The following is a 23992-nucleotide window of genomic DNA, read 5'->3' on the forward strand; positions in this document are numbered from 1 at the left end:
TTCCCGTATGACTGAGTCGCAACTGACCGAACACATCGTCCCGGTCGCGGGAAAGTCGATCTTTGTCGCCGAAATCGGCGCCGGACCGGCCGTTGTCATGTTGCATGGCGGGGGACCGGGAGCGTCCGGGGTGGCCAACTACTCGCGCAACATTGACGCGCTCGCACAACGGTTCCGGGTGATCGTGCCCGACATGCCCGGCTACGGCCGCTCAGACAAGGGCGTTGACCACTCCGATCCGTTCGGGTATCTCGCGCTCATGATCCGCGGTCTGCTCAACGAACTCGGCGTCGGCTCGGCACATCTGGTCGGCAACTCGTACGGCGGCGCAGCGGCGCTGCGCCTCGCGCTGGACACCCCGCAACGGGTCGACAAACTGGTCTTGATGGGTCCCGGCGGAATCGGGACGACGCGCGGACTCCCCACAGCGGGGTTGAAGAGCCTGCTCTCCTACTACGGCGGCGACGGCCCGCGACGCGAGAAGCTGGCGTCATTCATCCGCGATTACCTTGTGTACGACGGTGCGTCGGTGCCCGACGACCTGATCGACCTGCGCTACGCGGCGTCGATCGACCCAGAGGTGGTGGCGAACCCGCCGTTGCGGCGCCCGTCGGGCCTGCGCGCCCTGTGGCGGATGGATCTGACCCGGGACAGCAGGCTGCAGACGTTGACCACACCGACGCTGGTGCTGTGGGGCCGCGACGACAAGGTGAACCGCCCCTCCGGCGGTCCGATGCTGCTCAACCTGATGCCCAACGCCGAATTGGTGATGACCTCGCACACCGGTCATTGGATGCAATGGGAACGCGCCGATCTGTTCAATCGGCTCGTCACCGACTTCCTGAGCGCTGATTCGACGTTCGCTCATGGCTGACCTGTTCGGCCGCGTGCACCTCGGTTACGTCGTCCTCGAGACGGACAAATTCGCCGAATGGCGCCGCTTCGGTCGAGACGCCATTGGGATGCACATCGACGAAGCCCTGCCCGACGTGATGCGATTCCGCCTGGACGACAACGAGTGCCGCTTCCTGTTGCAACGCGGACCCGCTGAGGACGTGGCCGCCATCGGATGGCAACTCGACGGCCACGACACCTTCGACGAGGTCCTCGCCCGCGTCGTCAGTCACGACGTACCGGTCGCCGAGGGCAGTGCAGAAGACGCCGCACTGCGCGGAGTCGAACGCCTGGTGCGATTCCCCGGACCGAAGGGCTTGACGCAGGAGATCTTCACGCGTGCGACGCTCAGCGACGAACCACTGGACACGCGGACCGGCGGCGGCTTCGTCACCGGAGAGGCAGGACTGGGTCACATCGCGCTCACCACCAAGAAGCCCCATCAGATGCGGGGCTACTACCACAACGTCTTCGACGCCCGGCTGAGCGACTACATCGACGAGACGATCGGCGGCGTGAAGTTCAAGATCCGGTTTCTGCGCGTCAACAAACGCCACCATTCGGTCGCCATCGCGGCGACACATCGATTGCCCCTCAACCCGATTCGCACCCGGATTCAGCACCTCAACGTCCAGGTCGCCGACCTGGACGACATGGTCGCCTCCTATCTGCGGGTCAAGGAACTCGGCTTCTCGATGGCACTCGGTATCGGACAGCACACCAACGACAGGGAGCTGTCGTACTACGCGCAGACTCCATCGGGTTTCGAATGGGAAGTCGGATGGAACCCGATCGTGGTGGATGCGGAGGCCGAAAAGACCTGGGAGCCGACCACTTACCAGGGCATCAGCATCTGGGGTCACACCCCCGAGGGGCAGTCCATCGCCGACAAGCTCAGCCAGTTCAGGACCGGCGCCCAGTCATTGGTCCGCCGCGAAGACAGTGTCCTCGCACTGGCCGGCGCGGGCATCCCCGACACCTGAGCTCGGCGGCCTAGAACGCCGCTTCGGGCAGTCGCATGATCTCATCGTCCATGGTTGCGACGATTCCGCGCACCGAGCTGACGGCCGGCAGCCGGTGCGCGGCGAAGAACGTCGCGGTCGCGACCTTGCCCTGATAGAAGGCCTCATCGCCGCGCGCGGGCCCGGCCGTCAGCGCCGCTTGTGCGACGTCAGCGGCAACCAGCAGCCGCCACCCGATGAGCAGATCGCCGACCGCCATCAGGTAGGGCACCGAGGACAGGCCGATCTTGTAGATCTCCGAAGGCTCTTCGGATGCCGCCATCAGATATCCGGTCAGGCTGGCTGTCATCGCCTGCACATCCTCCAGCGCGACCCGCAACTGGTCGGCCTGTGACTTCAGCGCTTCGTCACAGCCGTCGATTGTCGTACTGATCTGCGTGGCCACATGGGCCAATGCTGAGCCGTTGTCGCGGAAGATCTTGCGGAAGATGAAATCCAGGGCCTGGATCGCAGTCGTGCCCTCGTACAGAGAGTCGATTTTCGCGTCGCGGATGTACTGCTCGATCGGATAGTCCTGCAAGAACCCCGACCCGCCGAGCGTCTGCAGCGATTCGGTCAAATTCTCGTAGGCCCGTTCGGAGCCGACGCCTTTGACGACCGGTAGCAACAGGTCGTCGACCCGGTGCGCCATATCGGGATCGGCACCCGAGACATGTTGGGCCACATCACTGTTCTGATGCGCCGCGGCGTACAGATAGAGCGCGCGCAGGCCCTCGGCATATGCCTTCTGGGTCATCAGACTGCGCCGGACATCGGGATGGGCGATGATCGCCACGCGCGGTGCCGTCTTGTCGGTCATCTGTGTCATATCAGCGCCCTGCAGGCGCTCCTTGGCGTAGGCCAGCGCGTTCAAGTATCCCGCCGACAGTGCGCCCGCGGACTTGACGCCGATGGTCATGCGCGCGTTCTCGATCACGGTGAACATCTGCGCGATGCCGTTGTGGACGTCGCCGACCAGATAGCCGACCGCCGGTATTCCGTCCGCGCCGAATGTCAGTTCACATGTCGGCGAGGACTTGAGCCCCATCTTGTGCTCGAGGCCAGTCGCGAAAACCCCGTTGCGAGCACCGAGTTCGAACGTCTCGGGATCGAAGAGGAACTTGGGCACGTAGAACAGGCTCAACCCCTTGGTTCCCGGTCCGGCGCCCTCGGGTCTGGCCAGCACGAGGTGGACGATGTTCTCCGCGGTGTCACCGACGTCCCCGCCGGAGATGAAGCGCTTGACCCCTTCGATGTGCCAGGTGCCGTCGGGCTGCGCGATGGCCTTGGTGCGGCCGGCTCCGACATCGGAACCGGCATCGGGCTCGGTGAGTACCATGGTCGACGCCCAGCCGCGCGCCACACCCTCTGCGGCCCATCGCTTCTGCTCGTCGTTGCCTTCGATGAACAGCGCGTTGGCCATCGTGGGACCCAGCGCCCACCAAAAGCCGGCGGACGGGTTGGCGGCCACCAGCATCTCGTTGACCGCCCACACCAGCGGGGAGGGTGCCGGTACGCCGCCGATCTCTTCGGCGATGCCGATGCGCCACCAGTCCGAATCCTTGATCGCCTGCACCGACTTGGCTAATTCCGTTGGCACGCTGATTGAGTGTGTCGCAGGGTCGAATACCGGCGGGTGGCGGTCGGCGGCGACGAACGATTCCGCGACGGGCCCTTCGGCGAGCCGGGCCACTTCGTCGAGCATGGTGCGTGCGGTGTCTTCGTCGAGGTCGCCGTAGGCGCCGGAGTCCAGAACGGCGCCCAGTCCGAGCACCTCGAAGAGGTTGAATTCGAAATCGCGCACGTTTGCTATGTAGTGCCCCACCGCTGTTTCCCTTCCCGTCGCGAAACTCATAGAAGTGTGGCTGAGCAGGGAAAACGTACGCAACCGTAACCTACGCAACCGTAGGGGAACGAAGACCGGACACGGCGTTGACGTGGGTAGCAGCCGGTCGACCGGCTGTCTGATCAGGGTCGGGGCAGGTCGGCTTCCACGTCCAGCTTGCCGGGGTCGAAGCTGAAAAACCCTCTGATGGAAAGAGATTCGGGTAGCGGATCCTCGTAACTCCACGCGACGTCGTCGAGCATTTCACCGCCGCGAACCGCCGACCAGTAGGTCGCGTAGCCCTTGTAGTTGCAGTAGCTGCTCGTCTCCGAGCGCCGCAACAGAGTGGTGCGCACGAGGGAAGGGGCGACATAGAGGCGGGGCTCCAGTGCGGTTTCGAAGACGATGACCGTGTCGGAGGTGTCCACCAGGATGTCGTCATCGAGTGCGACCCGCAGCCTGCGGTCGGTGGGCCGGCAGTCGACGCGGTGATACGGATTCGGCGGGTAGTGGACGAGGCGGCGGCCTTCCTCCATCCACGCGTCGACCGCATCCCACGGCACCTGCACGTAGCCCGGCGCCTCGGGCACCGCTTCGCTCGGAAGATCCCCGATCTCGTTGGCCGGGAACGCGTAGCTCAAGGGCCGGTCGGCCCGGTGCACCAAGAGCGCCCGCTCGGTGTCGATCACCGCACGACCGTCGCGCAATGCCCGGATTCGGCGTGGGTGCGGTTCGACGAAGACGGTGCCAGCCGCCAGTGGCGGTGAGAACCATCCGGCGGGATCCGTGCTCAACGGTCCATGCCCGGTGACCAGACTCATGGACCCAGCCTTACAAAGCTGCGACGAAGTGTCATTTCTTTGGCGAAGTCCTGTGACTTCGCCGATGGAGGAGTGTGATCGGTGCACGCGGGGAACATGACGGTGACGGCGATGGAGGGGGAATGTGAAGCGACTGAACGGCGTCGACGCCTTGATGCTGTACAGCGAGACACCCGAGATCCACATGCACACGCTGAAGATCGGTGTGCTCGACGTGTCGGGTGTCGACGGTTTCAGCTTCGATCTGTTTCGCCAGGTGGCGTATCCGCGTTTGATGGCCCTGAGCCCGCTGCGCTATCAGCTCGTCGACATCCCGATGAAGTTGCATCACCCGATGTGGGTGGAGAACGACGACATCGACCTCGACTATCACCTGCATCAGGTACGCGTGTCCGCACCCGGCGGCCGCCGAGAACTCGATGCGTTGATCGGTGAGATCGCCAGCACGCCATTGGATCGCAGCCGTCCGCTGTGGGAGATGTACCTCGCCGAGGGACTGGCGGGGAACCGGATCGCGATCATTCACAAGGTGCACCACGTCCTCGCCGACGGTGTCGCATCGGCCAACCAGATGGCCAAGGCGATGGAGCCGCTGCTTTCCGCAACCCCGGCGGTACCGCCCCTGGACAACATGCCTCGCACCAGGGGGCGCCTGTTGGCCGAGGCAGGCCGCGACCACGTCAGCCTGATCCGAAAGCTCCCCCGACTGGTGAGCGAGACCGCCACCGGGGTTTCGAAGGTTCGGCGGAGCGCCAAGGAACGCGGCGATCATCCGGACCTGGCCCGCAACTTCGCGCCACCGCCGAGCTTTATCAACCACGTCGTGACCCCGACGCGACGGTTCGCCACGGCGCCGCTCGCGCTGTCGGACGTGAAGGAAACCGGTAAGCACCTGGGTGTCACCCTCAACGACGTCGTGCTGGCGACGGTCGCGGGGGCCCTGCGACGTCTGCAGCTGCGCTACGACGGGCAGGCCGAATTGCCTCTTATCGCGGGGGTTCCGGTGAGCACCAACCCGTCGCGAGAGCGATTAGCGGGCAACGAATTCACCTACATCACCCCCTCGTTGCCGGTCCACATCGACGATCCGCTCGAGCGGGTGCGGCTCACCGCGCTGTCCACGGGCATCGCCAAGGAGAATCACCAACTGCTCGGGCCGGCGCTGCTGCCCGCGTGGATGTCCTACCTTCCACCGGCCATGGCGCCTGCGATATTCCGCCGCCAGGCCCGGCGCGTCGAGTCGGCGAGCGTGTTCAATCTGACGGTCTCGAACGTGCCCGGTCCGCGCGAACGCGGCATCATCGAAGGCGCCACGGTCACCGAGATCTACTCCGTCGGGCCGGTGGCCGCCGGAAGCGGCATGAACATCACGGTGTGGAGTTACGTCGACCAGCTTGCGATCTCCGTGCTCACCGACGACGTCACCCTCGCCGACCCGCACGAGGCCACCGACGCGATGATCGACGCGTTCGTCGAGATCCGCGAGGCGGCGGGCCTGACCGGCGGGCTGACGGAGGTTGGCGCCGCGATGCCGATGGCCGCCGCAGCGGTTTGAGCAGGGACTACGTGTGACTACCCGTCATCCTGGGTTTACAGATCTGCTGAAATCGTTATGCAGACCTGAAAAATGATCCTTTACAGATCCTCAGGAAAGTGTCACGCTTCGTAGGTGCCTTTGCCCCTCGACGAATCGAACGCCATCGGGAGCCGTCGCTATCAGCTGACCGTGGTGGCCGTGAGCACTGTCGACCTGGTCGGATCGGCCGGCGGATGGATGTGTGACAAGGCCAGAGCCGGGTGGGACGTGCGGGTGGTGCTCACCGACGACAGCGACACGCGGCCGCTCGCGATCCTGGGTGCCTCACCGCTGAGCGCCGACGCTGCGCTGACCGACGTGATGAAGATGGCCTCGCTCGGCGGAGCCTTGGCGCTGAGCGCGGGTGTGCTCGCCGACGAGCGGATTCGTGCCGGCGTGCTCGGAATTTTGAAGCGCGGGTTGACGCAGGTGACGGTGTGGGGTCAGGACTGGCCCGCGGAGCTCAGCCGTACGGCAGACCCGGTCGAGCACCGGCTCAGTTCGGCCGCCCGGGCGTTCAAGGCTCACGCGCTGGGCGCGGCAACGGTATCGACAGGTCAGATCGCAGGAACCGAGACGCTGTACAGCCTCAGCGCGAACGCATTGCGCCCGCTGCACTCGGTCTAGCTGTACTAGCGGATCCAGCCGCGGCGGCGCAGCCACCAGTCGCGGCCGACCAGGCCGAGGATCAGCAGCGCGAAGCCGACGAGGAATGCGTCCTCGACGCGACCGACGTGGTTGCCGCGCAGCATCGCCAGCAGGAAGAGCGCTGCCACGATGCCGCCGAGGTGGATGGCCTTGTGGTTCTCCTTCGACCAGCCCCATTCGGCGGACGGCACTTCCTCGACATCGATATTGCGGCCGGTGTGTCGCTCGACCTCGGTGGTGGTCACGGCGGCTCCTCGCGGTGGGCGGACAACTGCCGACATTCTGGCATACGCGGTTGTCCGGGGTATTCCGCGCGCCCGTAGGGTCATGCGTCATGGCAGACCAGTTCGACGGACGAGTCGCTTTCATCACCGGCGCGGCGCGGGGCCAGGGTCGCGCGCATGCTGTGCGGTTCGCCGAGGAGGGTGCCGACATCATCGCGCTGGATCTGTGCGATCAGATCGACAGCGTCGCCTATCCGATGGCGACACCCGAGGATCTCGACGAGACGGTCAGGCTGGTCGAGAAGACCGGACGCCGGATCGTGGCCGAGCGCGCGGACGTCCGTGACCTCGAAGCGCTGAAGGCCGTTGTGGCCAACGGGGTGGCCGAGTTCGGTCGCATCGACTTCGTGCTCGCCAATGCGGGGATCCTGCCGGCCGCCGGTGAACCGGGTAGCCAGATCGGGGCGTTCGTCGACGCGGTGAATGTCATGCTCAACGGCGTCTACTTCACGATCGTTGCCGCGCTGCCCGCGATGCTCGAGCACGGGGACGGCGGCGCCATCGTGATCACCAGCTCAGCGGCGGGATTCCGGCCGGTCACCGTCGACTTCGGCACCGCCAGCCACGGCGCGGCGGGATACACCGCCGCCAAGCACGGCGTGATCGGATTGATGCGACATTTCGCGATAGCGCTGGCCGAGAAGAACATTCGCGTCAATACGGTCCATCCCGGTGGGGTGGCGACGCCGATGATCTACAACGAAGCGATGGCGGAGTGGTCCCTGGAGCACCCGAATTTCAGCCCTTCGCAGCAACCGCTGCTGGACAACCCGCCCGTAGAGCCCGAGGTCATCAGCGACACCATGGTCTACCTGTGCGGGGAGTCCGGTCGATACCTCACCGGGGTGGCGCTGCCCGTCGACGGCGGACAGATCATCAAGTGACCTCGCCGTAGCGGCGCAGCGCTTCGGCCCGTTCCTCCTTGTGATCGACGATCGGATCGGGGTAGTCGTCGTCGTCGATTTCGGGAACCCACCGTCGCACGTATTCGCCGTCGGGATCGAACTTCTCACCCTGCGTCGTCGGGTTGAACACCCGGAAGTAGGGTGCCGCATCGGTACCGCAGCCCGCGGCCCACTGCCAGCCGTGCTGGTTGTTCGCCATGTCTCCGTCGACCAGTTGGTCGAGGAACCAGCGGGCTCCCCACTGCCACGGCAGGTGCAAGTCCTTCACGAGAAACGACGCCGCGATCATCCGCACACGGTTGTGCATGAAGCCGGTTTCAGCGAGCTGCCGCATTCCGGCGTCGACAATCGGGAACCCGGTGCGGCCGGCCTTCCATGCGTCGAACAGCTTGCGCGCGTTCTCGTCGTCGTCGACCTGAATCTTGTCGAACGCCTTGTTCCAGTTCCACCATGCGCTGTCCGGCCATTCGTTGAGCACCGCGGCGTAGAAGTCGCGGAACGCGAGCTCACGTAGATACGCCTGCGCGCCTGTGCCATCGCCGAGGTCGGCGGCCATGGTGCGCGGGTGGATGGCGCCGAATTTCAGGTGCGCCGACATCCGGCTGGTGGCGGGTAGGTCCGGCCGGTTGCGATCCTTGTCGTATGCCTCGAGTTGCTTGCGCACGAACGACTTCCACTGACGCCGGGCCGCGCCCTCTCCGGCGGGCAGCTCCAATTCCACACCGCCGTCGGGGATCTGGACCCCGCCAGGCACATCGCCGGGATCAATCCACTGAGCGGATTTGGGGCCGGACGACGCGGGGGACCGCCACCCGTGCTTGCGCCAGGCTGCGTAGAACGGGGTGAACACCTTGTAGGGCGTGCCGTCGTCCTTGGTGACCCGTCCCGGCGACACCAGGTAGGGCGACCCCGACTCTTCGAGGGAAACATCGCCAAGGGCGTCGCGCACCGCGTCGTCGCGTCGCCGGCCGAACGGGGTGTAGTCGCCGGACACGTGGACCGAGGAGGCACCGATCGCTTTCGCCAATGCCGGAATGCGCTTCTCCGGGCGGCCGCGGCTTACGTGCAGGCGCCCGTCGAGGTTTTCGTGCAGATCGCGAAGCGCGTCATACAGGTACTGCAGCCGCCGCTGCCCCGACGAGGCCTTCAGGCGCGGGTCCAGGACGTAACAGGCGAGCACCTCGCCGTCGCCACTGGCGGCGTCCAGCAGGGCCGGGTGGTCGTGCAGCCTCAGATCGCGCCTGAACCACAACAGTGTGGGCATGGCATTGATGCTGCCCGAATTTCCCGGTAGAGAAACAGGATGCAGTTTTGGTCGGGCACTCCGTTCATGAAAACGTCAGAAATCCTGCCGCTGGCACGCATGCTCGACGATGCCGGCTACGACGGCATGGTGACTGCCGACCACCTCATCTACCCCCGTGACCTTTCCTCGCCCTACCCGGACCATCCCAGCGGTAAGCCCCCGTGGGAACCCGAGACGGCATGGCCGGACTGCTGGGTGCAGATCGGCGCGATGGCGGCGGTGACAAGCCGGTTGCGCTTCTCCAACGCGGTCTACGTCGCGCCTGCGCGACCGCTGCTGGAAGTGGCCAAACAGGTCGCCACGGCCGCTGTGCTGTCACAGGGGCGGGTGTCGCTGGCCGTGGGTGTCGGGTGGATGCGCGAGGAGTACGAGATGCTGGGCCAGGATTTCACGACCCGCGGTAGGCGGCTCAACGAGATGATCCCGGCATTGCGCGCACTGTGGGGTGGCGGCTGGGTGTCCTGGAGCGGGGAGTACTACCAGGTGCCCGAGATGATGATCGAGCCTCATCCGGAGGTGCCCGTCCCCATCCACTGCGGCGGTGAATCGGAAGCGGCGCTTCGGCGCGCGGCGAAGCTCTGCGACGGCTGGGTGGGCTACGCCTACGGATGGGACGAAGCGGTGTCCTATGCGGACAAGATCACCAAGCTGCGCCACGAATATGGCAGGGCCAGCGAGCCTTTCGACGTCATGTTGGCGTTGATGGAACCACCGTCGCCGGATCTCTATAAACGGGCGCAGGACGCGGGCATCACCGCCGTGATGTGCGCCCCGTGGATGGGCGCGGACCTGCCTGGTGACGACGTCGAACGCTACCGCGAGCCCATCGAGCGGTTCGCGCAGGAGATCATCGGAAAGGTGCGGTGAGCATGAGGGCCAGCGAGAAGACGGAGGCGGATCGCGCATGAGTTTTGAAGGCAACGAGATCCGCGATCTCGTGCACTGCCTCTATGCGGCCATCGACCGAAACGACCGGGCGACGCTCGAGGCCGTGGTGTCGCAGCGGGTGGTCGTGGAGGTCGGCGGGGAGGGACCGGTCGGATGGCACGAATGGATCGGCCGCCTGGACGAATTCTTCACGGCCTTTCCCGACGGGCGCCACGAACTCGACGAGGTACTCGTGGACGGTTCCCACGGCGTATCCCGCTGCCGGTTCGTTGGCACTCATACCGGCCTGTTCCGTGGCATCGCGCCGACCGGAAAAGCGGTGTCGGTGGCCGGCATCCACATCGACCGGTTTCAGGGCGACATGCTCGTGACCCATCGTGGACAACTCGACATGCATGGGCTGTATCAACAGCTGCGTGGCGCATAGGGGCGGGCTTCGCCCGGTTCTGCAAATAGTTCTTATCGTTCTGTGACACGGCTGTCCATCGCACCGTTCACGCGATCGCGAGCGGCGTAATCTCGGTGTGGAGCCGGCTGAAATGGGTGGATGCGATGGACCTGTCGAGACGCAACTTTTTGGCCGGTGCAGCAGCCGTGGGTGCCACCCTCGTCGTGACGACCGCCGCTGCGCGGTCGGCGATGGCCAGTCCGCCCGACGAATTCGACGTCACCCACACCGACGCCGAGTGGCGAGACCTGTTGTCGGCTGACCAGTACTACGTGCTCAGAAGCGCGGGCACCGAGATGCCATACAGCAGTCCGCTCAACGACGAACACGGACACGGTGTCTTCAGTTGCGCCGGCTGTGGATCAGATCTGTTCTCATCCGAGACCAAGTTCGACAGTGGCACCGGGTGGCCCAGCTTCTGGCAACCTCTGGGCAGCGCCGTACTCGAGCGCCCCGACGACAGCATCGGCATGTCCCGCACCGAGGTTCTGTGCCGCAGCTGTGGCGGACACCTCGGCCATGTGTTCGACGACGGTCCGCAACCCACGGGGCTTCGCTACTGTATGAACGGCGACGCCATGGCCTTCCGTTCCACCTGAGCCGCCGAAGCCTAGTCCCGCGGATCGAAGCGGAAGACCGCCAGTTCGCCTGCAAGCGCCTCGAATTCGTCTGGTGTGCCCTCGCGCAGCAGTCCCGATCGTCGAACATCAACTGGTCACCGAGACGTTCATCACCGCGTGCGCCAACGGCGACCTGCGAGCGCTGACCGCGATCCTGGATTCGGCGGTCTGGGGGGTCGGCACCATCGTCGGCGACGGAGCCCTGCCGCCACAGATCAGCCACGGCTCGAAGGATGTCGCAGTCAATCTGCTGCGCTACCTCGGCCAGGGCGCCACGCTTGTCAGTGGGCCGGCAGGCCAGCCGACGGTGTTGGCATTCATGGACCGTCGATTCTTCGCGGTGCTGGTATTCACGTTGCGGGACAACATGATTCTCAAGATCGAGGCAGCCGTGGACCCCTCGGCCGCGCTACCCCGATAACTGAACGGAAGACAACCCGTGCCGGGGGTGCACGGGTTGTCTTCCTGGTTCAGGTTGCGCCGCAAGTTACATCGGCGGCATCAGCACGGTGTCGATCAGGTAGACGGTGGCGTTGGCTGTCTGCACCCCACCGCAGACCACGGATGCGTCGTTGACCCGCAGGTCGTTACCCATGCCGGTGACGGTCACGTCGGCGCCCTGCACCGTCTTGTGGGTCCCGGCGACCTGCGCGGGACCGGCCTGACCGGGTACCACGTGGTAGGTCAGGATGCTGGTGAGCAGGGGAGCGTCGGTCTTGAGCTTCTCGATGGTCGCCGGATCGATCTTCGCGAACGCAGCGTCGGTGGGAGCGAATACCGTGAACTGGCCGCCGTTGAGGGTGTCGACGAGGTTCACCTGCGGATTCAATTGTCCGGAAATCGCTTTGGTGAGCGTGGTCAGCATCGGGTTATTCGACGCGGCCACGGCTACCGGGTCCATTGCCATGCCCTGAACGGAGCCGGGACCCGTCGGAACCTGCTGCGCGTAGGCCGAACAGCCGGTACCGACCATCTCGGCCTGCGCGCTCGTCGCCGTGCCGAGGGACAATCCGAGAGCGGCAATCGCGGCGAAGCCGACCCCCAAAGTTTTCTTTGCGTACATGAAATTCGCTTCCTTTCGTTGGGGACGGCTTATGCCGCCTCGTTTTTGACGTCATGGGTTATTCGGAGCCGTGCGCGGTGCGGATTGGTCATCAGCCGTAGGTAAACGAAAAGATCTGCAATCCGGCTGGCACCTCGACGTCGAGTCGTCCGCGTGTCACATCGGGATCAGCGGCGATCTGATGCAGTGTCGGCGGGCCGCTGATCGGCACGGTGGATTCCGCGCCGTTGCGGGTGACGGTCAACGTACCGTTGCCGCCGGCCACGATGTAGACGTCTTTGGCGTGATAGTTCAGCGCGATACCGGAGTTGTCGCTCCGTGACGTCGCACCCTGGTAGTCGAGCGCCCAGTCGCCGGTCAGCGCAAAACTGTCATCGGGAAGTTGTTGTGGATAGCTGAAATTGAATGATCCCTCGTCATACGTGCCGGTGCCGCCGTAGTTGACCACCTTGCCGACACTGAGATAAGTCTCGGGTGTCGTCTCCTCCGATGGAGTCGTGTCTTGGGCGTCGACCGGTGGCGGCAGCTGCGCCGATGGGTTGGCCTCCGAGATCAGCTGGCGTATCAGGCGCTCGGTGACGTCGTAGTCGCCCTCTCCGAACTTGATATGGCGCACCGTGCCCGACGCGTCGATGAGGTACTTGGCCGGCCAGTAGCGGTTGCGGTAGTTCGTCCACGTCGAATAGCCGTTGTCCAACGCGACGGGATAGGTGATGCCCAGATCTTCTGCGCCCGAGGCGACGTTGCCTTCGACGCGTTCGAATGCGTACTCCGGCGTGTGCACGCCGATCACCTCGAAACCGACGTCGCGGTAGCTGTCGTACCAGTCGACGAGGTGCGGTGCGGCGCGCTGGCAGTTGATGCACGAGTACGCCCAGAAGTCGACGAGTACCACCTTGCCGCGCAACGACTTCAGGTCGACCGCCGAGCCGTTCGGGGTGTTCAGCCAAGCGGTGATGTTCTTGATGTCCGGTGCGGTACCGCAGCTTTCCAGCTCAGGGGCGCCGTCACTGCAGTTCGCCAGCTCTCTGTTCTGATCGTTGACCAGGCCTGCAAGGTTGAGCTTCTCGCGGATCTGCTCGTCGCCGCCGACGCGCTCCTGCAGCGTGCCGGTGTAGTCCGGGATCGCACGTTGCAGCGCGGCCGGGACGTTGAACGCGAGGGCCACGGCCAGCAGGATGGTCACAATGCCAGCGGTGATACGGATCTCGCGCTGGCGGCGCCGGAACGCCGCCACCCGCTCGGCGACACGGCGGCCTGCCAGGGCGAAGAACAACAGCGGCAACGCCGCGCCGACGGCGAACGCCAGGGTCAGCACGATGGTGGGAAGGCCGATCGTTCCTGTCGCCCCGGCGATGACGATGGCCGCCAGCACCGGTCCGGCGCACGGTACGTACAGCACGCCCAGCGCGAGGCCGAGACCGAAACCGCTACTGCCGGAGCCGAACTGCTTCTGCGGCAGTTTGGAGAACGGCTTCTCCAGCAGCGCCTCGAATTTCGGGAAGATCAGCCCGGCGCCGATCATCACCAAGGCGACTAGCGCGACCCAGCGGATGGCATCCTGCGGTAGGTGCAGCAGCGACAGCAGTGCGGAGCCCGCCAGCGTGACCACGCTGAAACTCAAGACCAGACCCGCGATCACACGGTAGGGCCGCAACCGGTCCGATAGTGCGGGCTTGGTGGCGACGGCCACACCGCCTGCACTGCCGGACGCGGCAGCACCGCTGCTCTGCGTGCCGGAGAAGAAGATCACCGGCAGGACGGGAAGGATGCACGGCGAGATGCCGGTGATCAATCCGCCCAGAAAGCCGATCAGTGCAAGCGTGAACATGGACGTTTCCTAGATACGACGAGCTGGGCCCCACGTCGAGTCGGGGGCCCAGCTCGCGGTGATGAAGGGGGAATGTGGCCTAGCTGGCCGGGGGCATCAGCACGGTGTCGATCATGTAGACCGTCGCATTGGCGGTCTGCACACCACCGCACACCAATCCGGCGTCATTGACCTTCAGTTCGGGACCGGCCCCGGTGACGTTCACCGATCCGCCTTCGAGGGTCTTGTGCTCACCGGCGACTGCCGAGGGGCTGGCCTGGCCCTCGACCACGTGATAGGTCAGGATGCTGGTCAGCAGATCCGAATCGGTCTTCAACGTCTCGAGAGTGGCCGCATCGATCTTGGCGAACGCGTCGTCGGTCGGCGCGAACACCGTCAGCGCGGGATTGCTGTTCAGCGTTTCGACGAGGTTGACGTTGGGATTGAGCTGACCCGACAGCGCCTGTGTCAGCGTCTTGAGCATCGGGTTGTTGGACGCCGCGACCGCGACTGGATCCTGCGCCATGCCCGTCACCGATCCCGGGCCCTCCGGCACCTGCTCGGCGTAGGCCGCGCAGCCGTTGCCCACGAGGTTCGCGGCGGGATCGGCCATCGCGCTGGTGGGCGAGGCGGGTGCCGACGATGTCATGGTCGCGGTAGCGGCCGACGTGGTGGACTCGGCCTCTGATGATGCCTCGGACGAACTGTCGCTGGAGCACGAGACTGCGCCGAAGATTGCGAGTGCGCCCAGGCCGGCAGCGGCGACCGTCTTACGGTGAAGTGTTCTCATGGGTTCCCATCCCTTGTGTCGGACGACCGTGTTGCCGTCCTGTGTGTGACGAAGGGGATTCGATGTGACGTGACGCACGGATCGCCGGTTTGTCGGGTGGTCACAATTGCGTCACATTTGGCGCCGTCGAGCGGCGACGGCCCCAGCGGACGGGACTGTGGCGCACCCGGGGCGTCACAATGGTTCGGTGACCAACAGGCAGCGCGTGCTGATCCTCGGAAGTACCGGGTCGATCGGCACCCAGGCGCTGGAGGTCATCGCCGCCAACCCGGACCGCTTCGAGGTCGTGGGACTCGCGGCGCGTGGCGGCAACCCGCGCCTGCTGGCCCAGCAGCTCGCCGAGACGGGGGTGACGAACGTCGCCATCGCCGACGAGGCATCGGCCGCGCAGGTCGGTGATGTGACCTATGCGGGACCCGATGCGGCCACCCACCTCGTCGAGAACACCGAAGCGGACGTCGTGCTCAACGCGCTCGTCGGCGCACTCGGCCTCAAACCCACGCTGGCGGCCCTGAACAGCGGCGCCAGGCTAGCGCTCGCCAACAAGGAGTCACTGGTAGCGGGCGGGCCGCTGGTGCTCAAGGCGGCCAAACCCGGCCAGATCGTGCCCGTGGACTCGGAACACTCCGCGATGGCGCAGTGCCTGCGCGGCGGCACCGAAGACGAAGTCGCGACGATCGTGCTCACGGCATCGGGCGGTCCCTTCCTGGGCTGGTCGGCGGGCGATCTCGACTCCGTCACCCCAGAGCAGGCGGGCAAGCACCCCACCTGGTCGATGGGTCCGATGAACACGCTCAACTCGGCCACCCTTGTCAACAAAGGCCTCGAACTGATCGAGACGCATCTGCTGTTCGGCATCGACTACGCCCGCATCGAGGTGGTCGTCCATCCGCAGTCGATCGTGCACTCGATGGTCACCTTCACCGACGGGTCGACGCTGGCCCAGGCCAGTCCGCCCGATATGAAGCTGCCGATCGCGCTGGCACTGGGCTGGCCGGCCCGGGTGCCGGCCGCAGCGTCGGCTTGCGACTTCCGCACCGCCTCGACCTGGGAGTTCCTACCGCTGGACGACGAGGTGTTCCCGGCCGTCGACCTCGCCAGGCAGGCCGGCCAGCGCGGTGGCTGCCTCACCGCGGTCTACAACGCAGCGAATGAGGAGGCCGCGGCCGCCTTCCTCGACGGGAGCATCCGATTTCCGGCCATCGTGGGAACAATCGCCGAGGTCCTGCGCGCTGCGGACCAGTGGGCCACCGAACCCGCTACCGTGGATGAGGTACTCGATGCTCAGCGCTGGGCCCGCGACCGGGCAAAGCGCGAAGTCGAGCGGGAGATTTCAAGAAAAGGACTACTCACCACATGATGTTCGTGCTCGGCATCATCGCGTTCGCGTTGTGCATCCTCTTGTCGGTTGCACTGCACGAATGCGGCCACATGTGGGTGGCGCGCGCCACCGGGATGAAGGTGCGTCGCTACTTCGTCGGCTTCGGACCCACGCTGTGGTCGACGCGGCGGCCCAACAAGCTGGGTGAAACCGAGTACGGAGTCAAGGCCATCCCGTTGGGCGGCTTCTGCGACATCGCCGGGATGACCTCGGTCGACGAAATCGCGCCCGAGGACCGGCAGTACGCGATGTACCGGCAGAAGACGTGGAAACGCACCGCTGTGCTGGCCGCCGGCCCCGCCATGAACTTCGTCGTCGGCCTCGTGCTCATCTATGCCATCGCGGTGATCTGGGGGCTGCCCAACCTGCATCCGCCCACCCAGGCCATCGTCGGTGAAACCGGTTGTGTCGCAGCGCAAATCAGCAAGGACGAGGTGGCTGACTGCACCGGTCCCGGACCGGCCGCCGAGGCCGGTATTCGTGCCGGCGACGTGATCGTCAAGGTGGGCGACACGCCCGTCAGCACCTTCGACGAAGCCAGGACCGCACTGCAGCAGGCCTCCGGACCGACCACCGTCGTCTACGAGCGGGACGGACAGCCCTCCAGCGCGGTCGTCGACGTCACCCGCACGCAGCGGTTCACCGGCGAGGGCGACCAGCCCACGACCGTCGGCGCCATCGGTATCGCCGCCGCGTACTTCGGGCCGACGCAGTACAACCCGTTGTCTGCGGTCCCGGCCACCTTCGCGTTCACCGGGGACCTGGCCGTCGAACTGGCCAAGTCACTGGCCAAGATCCCGACCAAGATCGGTGCGCTGGTGCACTCGATCGGCGGCGGGGAGCGTGACCCGGAAACGCCCATCAGCGTCGTCGGCGCCAGCATCATCGGCGGCGACACCGTGGACGCCGGGCTGTGGGTCGCGTTCTGGTTCTTCCTGGCCCAGCTCAACTTCGTGCTCGGCGCGATCAACCTGGTGCCGCTTCTGCCCTTCGATGGCGGGCACATCGCCGTTGCGTGGTACGAGAAGATCCGCAATATGATCCGGTCGGCGCGCGGCAAGGTGGCCGCGGCACCCGTCAACTACCTCAAGCTGATGCCGGCCACCTACGTCATTCTGTTCGTGGTGGTCGGATACATGCTGCTGACCGTCACCGCTGACTTGGTCAACCCGATCAGGTTGTTCCAGTAGGAGAAGACTCGTGACCTCCACGCAAAGCATCGGTCTGGGGATACCGGCGCCACCGGCGCCGACCCTGTCCCCGCGCCGCAAGACGCGCCAGCTCATGGTGGGCGACGTCGGCGTGGGTAGTGACTATCCGATCGCCGTGCAGTCGATGTGCACCACGAAGACACACGACATCAACGCGACCCTGCAGCAGATCGCCGAGCTGACGGCCTCGGGCTGCGACATCGTGCGCGTCGCGTGCCCGCGACAGGAAGACGCCGACGCGCTGCCCGCGATCGCGAAGAAGTCGAAGATCCCCGTCATCGCCGACATCCACTTCCAGCCCAAGTACATCTTCGCCGCGATCGACGCGGGCTGTGCGGCGGTGCGCGTGAATCCCGGCAACATCAAGGAATTCGACGGCCGGGTCGGGGAAGTCGCCAAAGCGGCAGGGGCAGCGGGCATTCCGATCCGTATCGGCGTCAACGCCGGCTCGCTGGACAAGCGATTCATGGAGAAATACGGCAAGGCCACGCCGGAGGCGCTGGTCGAGTCCGCGCTCTGGGAGGCCTCGCTGTTCGAGGAGCACGGCTTCGGCGATATCAAGATCAGCGTCAAGCACAACGATCCCGTCGTCATGGTCGCGGCCTACGAACTGCTGGCATCGAAGAGCGACTACCCGCTGCATCTCGGCGTGACCGAGGCCGGGCCGGCGTTCCAGGGCACCATCAAGTCCGCTGTCGCGTTCGGAGCGCTGCTGTCCAAGGGCATCGGCGACACCATCCGTGTCTCGCTGTCCGCGCCGCCCGCCGAAGAGGTCAAGGTCGGCAACCAGATCCTCGAATCGCTGAATCTGCGGCCGCGTGGTCTGGAGATCGTGTCGTGCCCGTCGTGTGGCCGCGCGCAGGTCGACGTCTACACCCTGGCCAACGAGGTGACCGCCGGTCTGGAAGGCATGGAGGTTCCGCTGCGCGTCGCGGTCATGGGCTGCGTCGTGAACGGCCCGGGTGAGGCGCGCGAGGCCGACCTCGGCGTGGCGTCCGGCAACGGTAAGGGCCAGATCTTCGTCAAGGGTGAGGTCATCAAGACCGTTCCCGAGCACCAGATCGTCGAGACGCTGATCGAAGAGGCGATGCGCATCGCCGAAGAAATGGGCCCGGCGTCCGGATCAGACGCCAGCGGTTCGCCGGTCGTGACCGTAAGCTGAGGGGGACCCTGTGAGCACGGAGCCGCTCCGGCGGCGACATTGAGCGGGGTCACCGCACCGTCACGGATCGGTTAGAAAGAGTCTCCATGTCGGCTCCTCCGCTGTTTCGCCGCGTCGATGAACGACGGGTTTCTTTGGTACGCGAAGCGGGTGAGGTGTACCGCGTCCTGGACGAAGATCCGGTCGGCAGCTGCATGGTGGCATCGCGAGTGGTCGAGCACGGCATCGAACCCGCAGCGATCGGCGGCGAGCTGTGGACCCGTCGGCGTCCCACCGAATCCCTCTGTTACGCAGGGGCGAACCTGATCCCGCTGCGCGGCGGCGTCGACGACATGTATGCGTTCGCCGACAAGGCGATGAGCGCCGCTCGGCGTTGTTCGTCTCTGGTCGGCCGCGCCGAGATGGTGCTCCCGATGTGGCAGCGGCTCGAGCACGCCTGGGGCGCTGCCCGCGACGTGCGCGAGCATCAACCGCTGATGGCGCTGAGCACTCCACCCATCTGCGCGATCGACCCGCATGTCCGCCAGGTACGTGCCGACGAGCTCGATGCATACCTGGTCGCGGCCATCGACATGTTCATCGGCGAGGTCGGCATCGACCCGCGGATCGGTGACGGCGGCCGCGGCTACCGGCGCCGCGTCGCGGGGTTGATCGCCGCCGGCCGCGCGTGGGCCCGCTTCGAACGCGGCCAGGTGGTCTTCAAGGCGGAGGTCGGCTCCCAGTCGCCGTCCGTCGGCCAGATCCAGGGCGTATGGGTGCATCCCGATTGGCGCGGTCACGGGATCGGCACCGCGGGCACGGCGACCCTGGCGTCGGCGGTCGTCCGTAGTGGCCGCACCGCGAGCTTGTACGTCAACAGCTTCAACACCGTGGCCCGCGCCACCTATGACCGGATTGGCTTCACCCAGGTCGGCACGTTCGCGACCGTTCTGCTCGACTGATTCTCGCGTGCCTCTACGCTCGGGGCATGACTGACGACGATCCCAGAGTTGCGCGCCGCGAAATCGCCGACGCGCTGGTGCGCGCGCTCGAGCAGCGTCATGAGCTACTCGATGTCGTCGTGAAAGCCGAGGACTACGACGCCGCGATCGGGGCAATCGCAAGCCATCTCGGCACCTCGACCTCCGCTGCCGAGGCCGTGCTGCGGTTGTCGTTCGATCGGCTCACCAAGGTTTCGCGCCGGAAAATCGCGGCCGAACTCGAGGACCTGAACAATCAGCTGAGCTTCACCAGGGGTGAGCCCGCGAGTTCGGTCGATGCCATAGTGCTGCGGCCCTTCGCCGCCGACGCCGATCGCGACATCTTCGCCGCGCGCACCGCCGACGTACAGGAGGCGGGCGACGGTTCGCGTGCGCCCGCCGGCGAGCTCGAGGACGAGATCCAGGCCGGGCTGCAGCGCGTCGACGCCGAGGACGCGGCATGGCTGGTCGCGATCCACGGTCCGCAGAAGATCGGCATGGTCTTCGGCGATCTCGTCGCCGGTGAGGTCAACGTCCGGATCTGGATCCACCCGGACTACCGCAAGCAGGGCTACGGCACCTCGGTGCTTCGCAAGTCGCGCTCGGAGATGGCCGCCTATTTCCCTGCCGTGCCGTTGGTGGTCCGGGCGCCGGCCGCGGGCGCGTAGCCCACATCGAAATCAACGATTTGCAGGCCTGCTCTCGGACTTTCTCTGCAATTCGTGGAATTCGTTGCGCGCCTCCACGATCTTGAGGTCTCGGATTCGTAACATCTGCCTCAATGGCAACTTCAGTATCACGTGTTACCGCCCTCCTGATGGTCGCGGCGGTGGTCATCACCTTCGGGCCGGCCTGTACACCCAAGCCCGACGGGCCCGAGCCGACGGCTGAGCAGTTCTTCGCCGCGTTGATCGCCGGGGACACCGGTGCCGCCGCCGAATTGAGTGACCGGCCCGCCGATGCGCGCCAAGCGCTCAACAACGCGTGGGCCGGCCTGCAGGCCACCCACCTCGACGCCCAGATCCTCAGCTCGAAGTACGCCGAGGACACCGGCAGTGTCGCCTACCGCTACACCTGGCATCTGCCCAAGGACCGCATGTGGACCTACGACGGGCAGCTCAACTTGGTCCGCAACGAGGGCCGCTGGGAAGTGCGCTGGAGTGCCACCGGCCTGCACCCGAAGCTCGGCGAGAACCAGACGCTGGCGCTGCGCGCCGACCCGCCCCGGCGGGCCTCGGTCAACGAACGCGGCGGCACCGACGTCCTGGTGCCCGGCTACCTCTACAGCTTCTCGCTCGACGCGCAGGCGGCGGCCGGTTCGCTGATGACGACGTCACGCGCGGTCGTCGATGCGCTGCGGCCGTTCGACAACACGCTGGATCCGCAGCGCCTCGCCGAGCAGGCAAGTTCGTCGAAGAAGCCGATGTACCTGATCACGCTTCGGCAGTCCGACCACGACCGGGTGGCGGGCGCGATCGGGCAGCTGCCCGGCGTGGTGATCACGGCGCAGGCCGAATTGCTGCCGACCGATGAGACATTCGCGCCTGCGATCGTCAACGAGGTCAAGAAGGCGGTGGTCGACGAGCTCGACGGGCAAGCCGGATGGCGCGTGGTGAGCGTCAATCAGAACAACGTCGATGTCGACGTGCTCAACGAGGTGGCGGGCGAGCCGGCGCCGTCGATCACGATCAGCCTCGACCGGGCCGTGCAGAACGCCGCGCAGAACGCCGTCAACTTCACCGGTAAGCCCGCGATGATCGTGGCGATCAAGCCGTCCACCGGCGAGATCCTGGGCGTCGCGCAGAACGCCTCGGCCAACGCGCAGGGGCCGCTGGCCACCACGGGCCTGTACCCGCCGGGGTCGACGTTCAAGATGGTCACCGCGGGGGCGGCGATGGAGCGTGACATGGCCACGCCCAACACGCTGCTGCCCTGCCCGGGCACCATGGACATCGGCCATCGCACCGTGCCCAATTACGGTGGGTTCGATCTCGGCACCGTGCCGATGTCGCGGGCGTTCGCCAGTTCGTGCAACACGACCTTCGCAGAACTGGCCAGCCGCATGCCGCCGCGCGGGTTGACGCAGGCAGCCGCCAAGTACGGCATCGGCACGGATTACACGATCGAGGGTATGACCACCGTCACCGGCTCGGTACCGCCGACGGTGGACCTCGCCGAACGTACCGAGGACGGCTTCGGCCAGGGCAAGGTCGTCGTCAGCCCCTTCGGCATGGCACTGGCGGCGGCGACCGTCGCAGCCGGGAAAACGCCTGTGCCACAACTGATCGAAGGCCGCCAAACCCAGGTCACCGGCGATCAGACCCCGATAAGTCCGAAGATTCTCGACGGCCTGCGGCCGATGATGCGGTTGGTTGTCACCAACGGCACTGCCAAGGATCTCCAGGGCGCGGGTGACGTGCGGGGTAAGACCGGTGAGGCGGAGTTCGCGGGTGGCTCGCATTCGTGGTTCGCCGGCTACCGCGGCGACATGGCGTTCGCGGCGCTGATCGTCGGCGGCGGATCCTCGGAGTACGCGGTGCGGATGCTCAAGCTCATGTTCGACTCGCTGCCGCCGAGCTACCTGGCCTGAGCCCGCATGGGTTCGATCCCAAACGGCCGCGGCGGTACCGTTGAACCGTTATGACAGGGCTCGACGACCACTCTGGGACGCGCATCTCCGACGCGCAGGCAGCGATGCGCATCTCCGATGCGGATCGCAACGGGACGTTGCGCCGGCTGCACAACGCCGTCGCCCTCGGGCTGATCGACATCGACGAATTCGAGGAGCGCTCGGCGTTGGTGTCGAGTGCGCGGCTGCACACCGACCTCGACAACCTCGTCGGTGATCTACCCGGACCTGGCGCTATCGTCACGACGGCCACCGACCGCGTGGAGTTACGGGGCGTGCTCGGTTCGCTCAAGCGCCAGGGGGAGTGGACCGTGCCGACGCGGTTGGCGTTACATCGGCGGGTGGGCTCGGTTGACCTCGACCTGACCAAAGCGCGCTTCGCAGGGTCCATCGTCGTGGTGGAACTCGACCTGAAGTTCGGTGGGCTCGACCTTCGGCTGCCCGACGGCGCCAGCGCATCGATCGACGACGTCGAGGTGGTCGTCGGTAGCGCTCACGATCACCGCAAGGACGCACCCGCCGAAGGCAATCCGCACGTCATCCTCACCGGCAAGGTGGTCTGCGGATCCGTCGACATTCGTGGGCCGCGTAAAGGGCTGCGCTTCGGGCGCATCACTTGAGCGGTTCGTAGGGGACCCCGAACCGCTGCTGATATTCGCGCACCTGCTCACGCACCGCACCGGCATCAAGCCCCGTGTCGTCCCACGTGTAGCGGCCACCGCCGCCGTCGCCGGGGTGGGCGGCCAGGAACGCGCGCATGTTCTGCTCGGCGACGGGCGAAAGTTCGCGTCCGAGTTCGGCATACAGCGCGCGAATGGTGGTGAACGGGTCGCGGATGAAATCGGCGAACTGTACGTCGACGATCCGATGTCCGGCCAGCGCCTCTGAATCCCGCAGTTTCATCCCCCGTTCGAGGCCGACCACGATCTCTTCGCATGACTGCCCCGCGCAGTCGGTGATCGAACTGTCGTCGGACGCGAGACGGCGCAGGTGGTGGGTCAGTGCGCTGATCGACGAGATCACGTTGAGCGGGTCGCGGTGGTTCTGCACGATGACCGCGTCGGGATATTCGGCGACCAGCGTATCGAGCTGCCACAGATGCGCGGGCGACTTCAGCAGCCATGAACAGGATCCGCCGGGCACCCCGGATTGCAGGTGCTGCAGGAACGTTCGGTGATAGCGATAGGCAGGGCGGTAGTCGGCGTCGTACAGGAGCCACCGGTAGTACGTCGGCAGGCGGTACTGCACGGAGAAGATCATGCTGCAGAACTGGCCCGCGGTGATCCGTACACACTCCTGGCCATGAAGTGCGCCCATCGGATGGAACGCCAGTAGTCCGGGAACGATCTGCTCGGACATCTCGATGCTCGCCTGGGTTTCGGCGATGCGGGGGTCAGTGGCATACGTCTCCGGCCGGGGTAGGGGGTGTGGGTTGTCCACCTCCCAGGTCAGCGGGGGCCGAAGCTCGGGGTCCTGCGCGAGGAGGTCGAACAGGATCGTGGTGCCGGTGCGTGGCTGCCCGACGATGAATATGGGCCTGCTGATCTGCTGGGCGGCAACGGCGGGATTCTCCTTGCGCCACTTGGTGATCTGCAGTCGGCTGACCATGGGCCGGATGATGTCGAGCACCGCGATCTCGACGCCGAGATCGTTCAGGCGTGCCTCGGCGACCAGTCCGTCGCACAACAGATTGAGCCCTTCGCGCCAACTGTCGTCGCCGCCGAAGTCGTCACTGCCCGCCATCTCGCACGCCTGCTCGACGAGCAGGTCG

23 protein-coding genes and 2 pseudogenes are annotated in these 23992 nt (G+C 65.9%); 16 read left to right on the plus strand and 9 right to left on the minus strand.

Features of this window, described 5'->3' with window-relative positions; translation table 11 throughout:
- Positions 1-7 precede the first annotated feature (7 nt).
- Both G6N42_RS03640 and G6N42_RS03645 read left to right on the plus strand, forming a co-directional pair.
- Entirely contained in the window at positions 8-874 is an 867-nt protein-coding gene (locus G6N42_RS03640; RefSeq protein WP_163736928.1) for an alpha/beta fold hydrolase, read from the plus strand.
- Positions 867-1877, plus strand: coding sequence for a VOC family protein (locus G6N42_RS03645; RefSeq protein ID WP_163726196.1), 1011 nt, complete (start codon positions 867-869; stop codon positions 1875-1877). The genes G6N42_RS03640 and G6N42_RS03645 overlap by 8 nt, the downstream gene beginning before the upstream one ends.
- 10 nt (positions 1878-1887) lie before the next feature.
- On the opposite strand, the gene G6N42_RS03650 is transcribed toward G6N42_RS03645, so the two are convergent.
- On the minus strand, positions 1888-3720 hold the full coding sequence (locus G6N42_RS03650) for an acyl-CoA dehydrogenase (RefSeq protein ID WP_163726199.1): 1833 nt from the start codon (positions 3718-3720) through the stop codon (positions 1888-1890).
- A gap of 143 nt (positions 3721-3863) precedes the next feature.
- Complete coding sequence (locus G6N42_RS03655) at positions 3864-4541, minus strand: DUF427 domain-containing protein (protein WP_163726202.1); 678 nt, start codon at positions 4539-4541, stop codon at positions 3864-3866.
- 124 nt (positions 4542-4665) lie between these two features.
- Between G6N42_RS03655 and G6N42_RS03660 the strand changes: the two genes are divergently transcribed.
- Together G6N42_RS03660 and G6N42_RS03665 are read left to right on the plus strand one after the other, a co-directional pair.
- Entirely contained in the window at positions 4666-6096 is a 1431-nt protein-coding gene (locus G6N42_RS03660) for a WS/DGAT/MGAT family O-acyltransferase (protein ID WP_163726205.1), read from the plus strand.
- A 114-nt stretch (positions 6097-6210) separates the two neighbouring features.
- A complete protein-coding gene (locus tag G6N42_RS03665) occupies positions 6211-6744 on the plus strand; it encodes a hypothetical protein (protein WP_163726208.1) in 534 nt (177 codons plus the stop codon).
- 5 nt (positions 6745-6749) lie between these two features.
- On the opposite strand, the gene G6N42_RS03670 is transcribed toward G6N42_RS03665, so the two are convergent.
- A complete protein-coding gene (locus G6N42_RS03670) occupies positions 6750-7010 on the minus strand; it encodes a DUF2631 domain-containing protein (RefSeq protein ID WP_163726211.1) in 261 nt (86 codons plus the stop codon).
- A gap of 89 nt (positions 7011-7099) precedes the next feature.
- On the opposite strand from G6N42_RS03670, the gene G6N42_RS03675 reads away from it, so the two are divergent.
- Positions 7100-7933, plus strand: a complete 834-nt coding sequence (locus G6N42_RS03675) for a mycofactocin-coupled SDR family oxidoreductase (protein WP_163726214.1) — start codon at positions 7100-7102, stop codon at positions 7931-7933.
- On the opposite strand, the gene G6N42_RS03680 is transcribed toward G6N42_RS03675, so the two are convergent.
- Complete coding sequence (locus G6N42_RS03680; RefSeq protein ID WP_163726217.1) at positions 7926-9218, minus strand: cryptochrome/photolyase family protein; 1293 nt, start codon at positions 9216-9218, stop codon at positions 7926-7928. The genes G6N42_RS03675 and G6N42_RS03680 overlap by 8 nt on opposite strands.
- Before the next feature lie 39 nt (positions 9219-9257).
- On the opposite strand from G6N42_RS03680, the gene G6N42_RS03685 reads away from it, so the two are divergent.
- The 3 genes from G6N42_RS03685 (at position 9258) to msrB (ending at position 11195) form a co-directional block, all read left to right on the plus strand.
- Positions 9258-10127 (plus strand): TIGR03619 family F420-dependent LLM class oxidoreductase, encoded by an 870-nt coding sequence (locus G6N42_RS03685; RefSeq protein ID WP_163726220.1) that lies wholly within the window; start codon positions 9258-9260, stop codon positions 10125-10127.
- Between the two features lie 37 nt (positions 10128-10164).
- The gene (locus G6N42_RS03690) at positions 10165-10575 is read left to right on the plus strand and encodes an ester cyclase (protein WP_163726222.1); all 411 of its coding nucleotides are present in this window, start codon (positions 10165-10167) and stop codon (positions 10573-10575) included.
- 125 nt (positions 10576-10700) lie between these two features.
- Positions 10701-11195: a peptide-methionine (R)-S-oxide reductase MsrB gene (gene msrB / locus G6N42_RS03695; protein ID WP_163726224.1), complete on the plus strand. Its 495-nt coding sequence runs from the start codon at positions 10701-10703 to the stop codon at positions 11193-11195.
- An 11-nt stretch (positions 11196-11206) separates the two neighbouring features.
- On the opposite strand, the pseudogene G6N42_RS31115 reads toward msrB, so the two are convergent.
- Positions 11207-11299, minus strand: a pseudogene (locus G6N42_RS31115) (deazaflavin-dependent nitroreductase); the annotation flags it as partial.
- Between G6N42_RS31115 and G6N42_RS03700 the strand changes: the two are divergent.
- A pseudogene (locus G6N42_RS03700) lies at positions 11299-11637 on the plus strand (RNA polymerase sigma factor SigI); the annotation flags it as partial. The pseudogenes G6N42_RS31115 and G6N42_RS03700 sit on opposite strands and share 1 nt — an antisense overlap.
- Positions 11638-11703: 66 nt before the next feature.
- Here G6N42_RS03700 and G6N42_RS03705 read toward each other — a convergent pair.
- The 3 genes from G6N42_RS03705 to G6N42_RS03715 all read right to left on the minus strand — a co-directional run bounded on the left by G6N42_RS03705 (position 11704) and on the right by G6N42_RS03715 (position 14879).
- A complete protein-coding gene (locus G6N42_RS03705; RefSeq protein ID WP_163726226.1) occupies positions 11704-12279 on the minus strand; it encodes a fasciclin domain-containing protein in 576 nt (191 codons plus the stop codon).
- 91 nt (positions 12280-12370) lie between these two features.
- Positions 12371-14110, minus strand: a complete 1740-nt coding sequence (locus G6N42_RS03710; protein WP_163726228.1) for a cytochrome c biogenesis protein CcdA — start codon at positions 14108-14110, stop codon at positions 12371-12373.
- 79 nt (positions 14111-14189) lie between these two features.
- Positions 14190-14879: a fasciclin domain-containing protein gene (locus tag G6N42_RS03715; protein ID WP_163726230.1), complete on the minus strand. Its 690-nt coding sequence runs from the start codon at positions 14877-14879 to the stop codon at positions 14190-14192.
- Positions 14880-15066: 187 nt separating this feature from the next.
- Here G6N42_RS03715 and dxr point away from each other — a divergent pair, with 187 nt between their 5' ends.
- From dxr to G6N42_RS03750, 7 genes are all read left to right on the plus strand, one after another.
- Complete coding sequence (dxr, locus tag G6N42_RS03720) at positions 15067-16239, plus strand: 1-deoxy-D-xylulose-5-phosphate reductoisomerase (protein WP_163726233.1); 1173 nt, start codon at positions 15067-15069, stop codon at positions 16237-16239.
- Positions 16236-17450, plus strand: a complete 1215-nt coding sequence (locus G6N42_RS03725) for a M50 family metallopeptidase (protein ID WP_163726235.1) — start codon at positions 16236-16238, stop codon at positions 17448-17450. Before dxr ends, G6N42_RS03725 begins: the two co-directional genes overlap by 4 nt.
- A gap of 10 nt (positions 17451-17460) precedes the next feature.
- Complete coding sequence (gene ispG / locus G6N42_RS03730) at positions 17461-18633, plus strand: flavodoxin-dependent (E)-4-hydroxy-3-methylbut-2-enyl-diphosphate synthase (protein WP_163686077.1); 1173 nt, start codon at positions 17461-17463, stop codon at positions 18631-18633.
- Positions 18634-18719: 86 nt separating this feature from the next.
- On the plus strand, positions 18720-19574 hold the full coding sequence (locus tag G6N42_RS03735; protein ID WP_163726238.1) for a GNAT family N-acetyltransferase: 855 nt from the start codon (positions 18720-18722) through the stop codon (positions 19572-19574).
- 26 nt (positions 19575-19600) lie between these two features.
- The gene (locus tag G6N42_RS03740) at positions 19601-20260 is read left to right on the plus strand and encodes a GNAT family N-acetyltransferase (RefSeq protein ID WP_163726241.1); all 660 of its coding nucleotides are present in this window, start codon (positions 19601-19603) and stop codon (positions 20258-20260) included.
- A gap of 113 nt (positions 20261-20373) precedes the next feature.
- Positions 20374-22182 (plus strand): penicillin-binding transpeptidase domain-containing protein, encoded by a 1809-nt coding sequence (locus G6N42_RS03745; RefSeq protein ID WP_163726246.1) that lies wholly within the window; start codon positions 20374-20376, stop codon positions 22180-22182.
- Positions 22183-22232: 50 nt separating this feature from the next.
- Positions 22233-22841 (plus strand): DUF1707 SHOCT-like domain-containing protein, encoded by a 609-nt coding sequence (locus G6N42_RS03750; protein WP_163726249.1) that lies wholly within the window; start codon positions 22233-22235, stop codon positions 22839-22841.
- Here the strand turns inward: G6N42_RS03750 and G6N42_RS03755 are convergent.
- A complete protein-coding gene (locus G6N42_RS03755; RefSeq protein WP_232076465.1) occupies positions 22834-23964 on the minus strand; it encodes a sulfotransferase family protein in 1131 nt (376 codons plus the stop codon). The two genes, G6N42_RS03750 and G6N42_RS03755, sit on opposite strands and share 8 nt — an antisense overlap.
- Positions 23965-23992: the final 28 nt, after the last annotated feature.

Origin of the sequence: Mycobacterium gallinarum, assembly GCF_010726765.1 — a bacterium.
GTDB classification, from domain to species: Bacteria; Actinomycetota; Actinomycetes; order Mycobacteriales; family Mycobacteriaceae; genus Mycobacterium; species Mycobacterium gallinarum.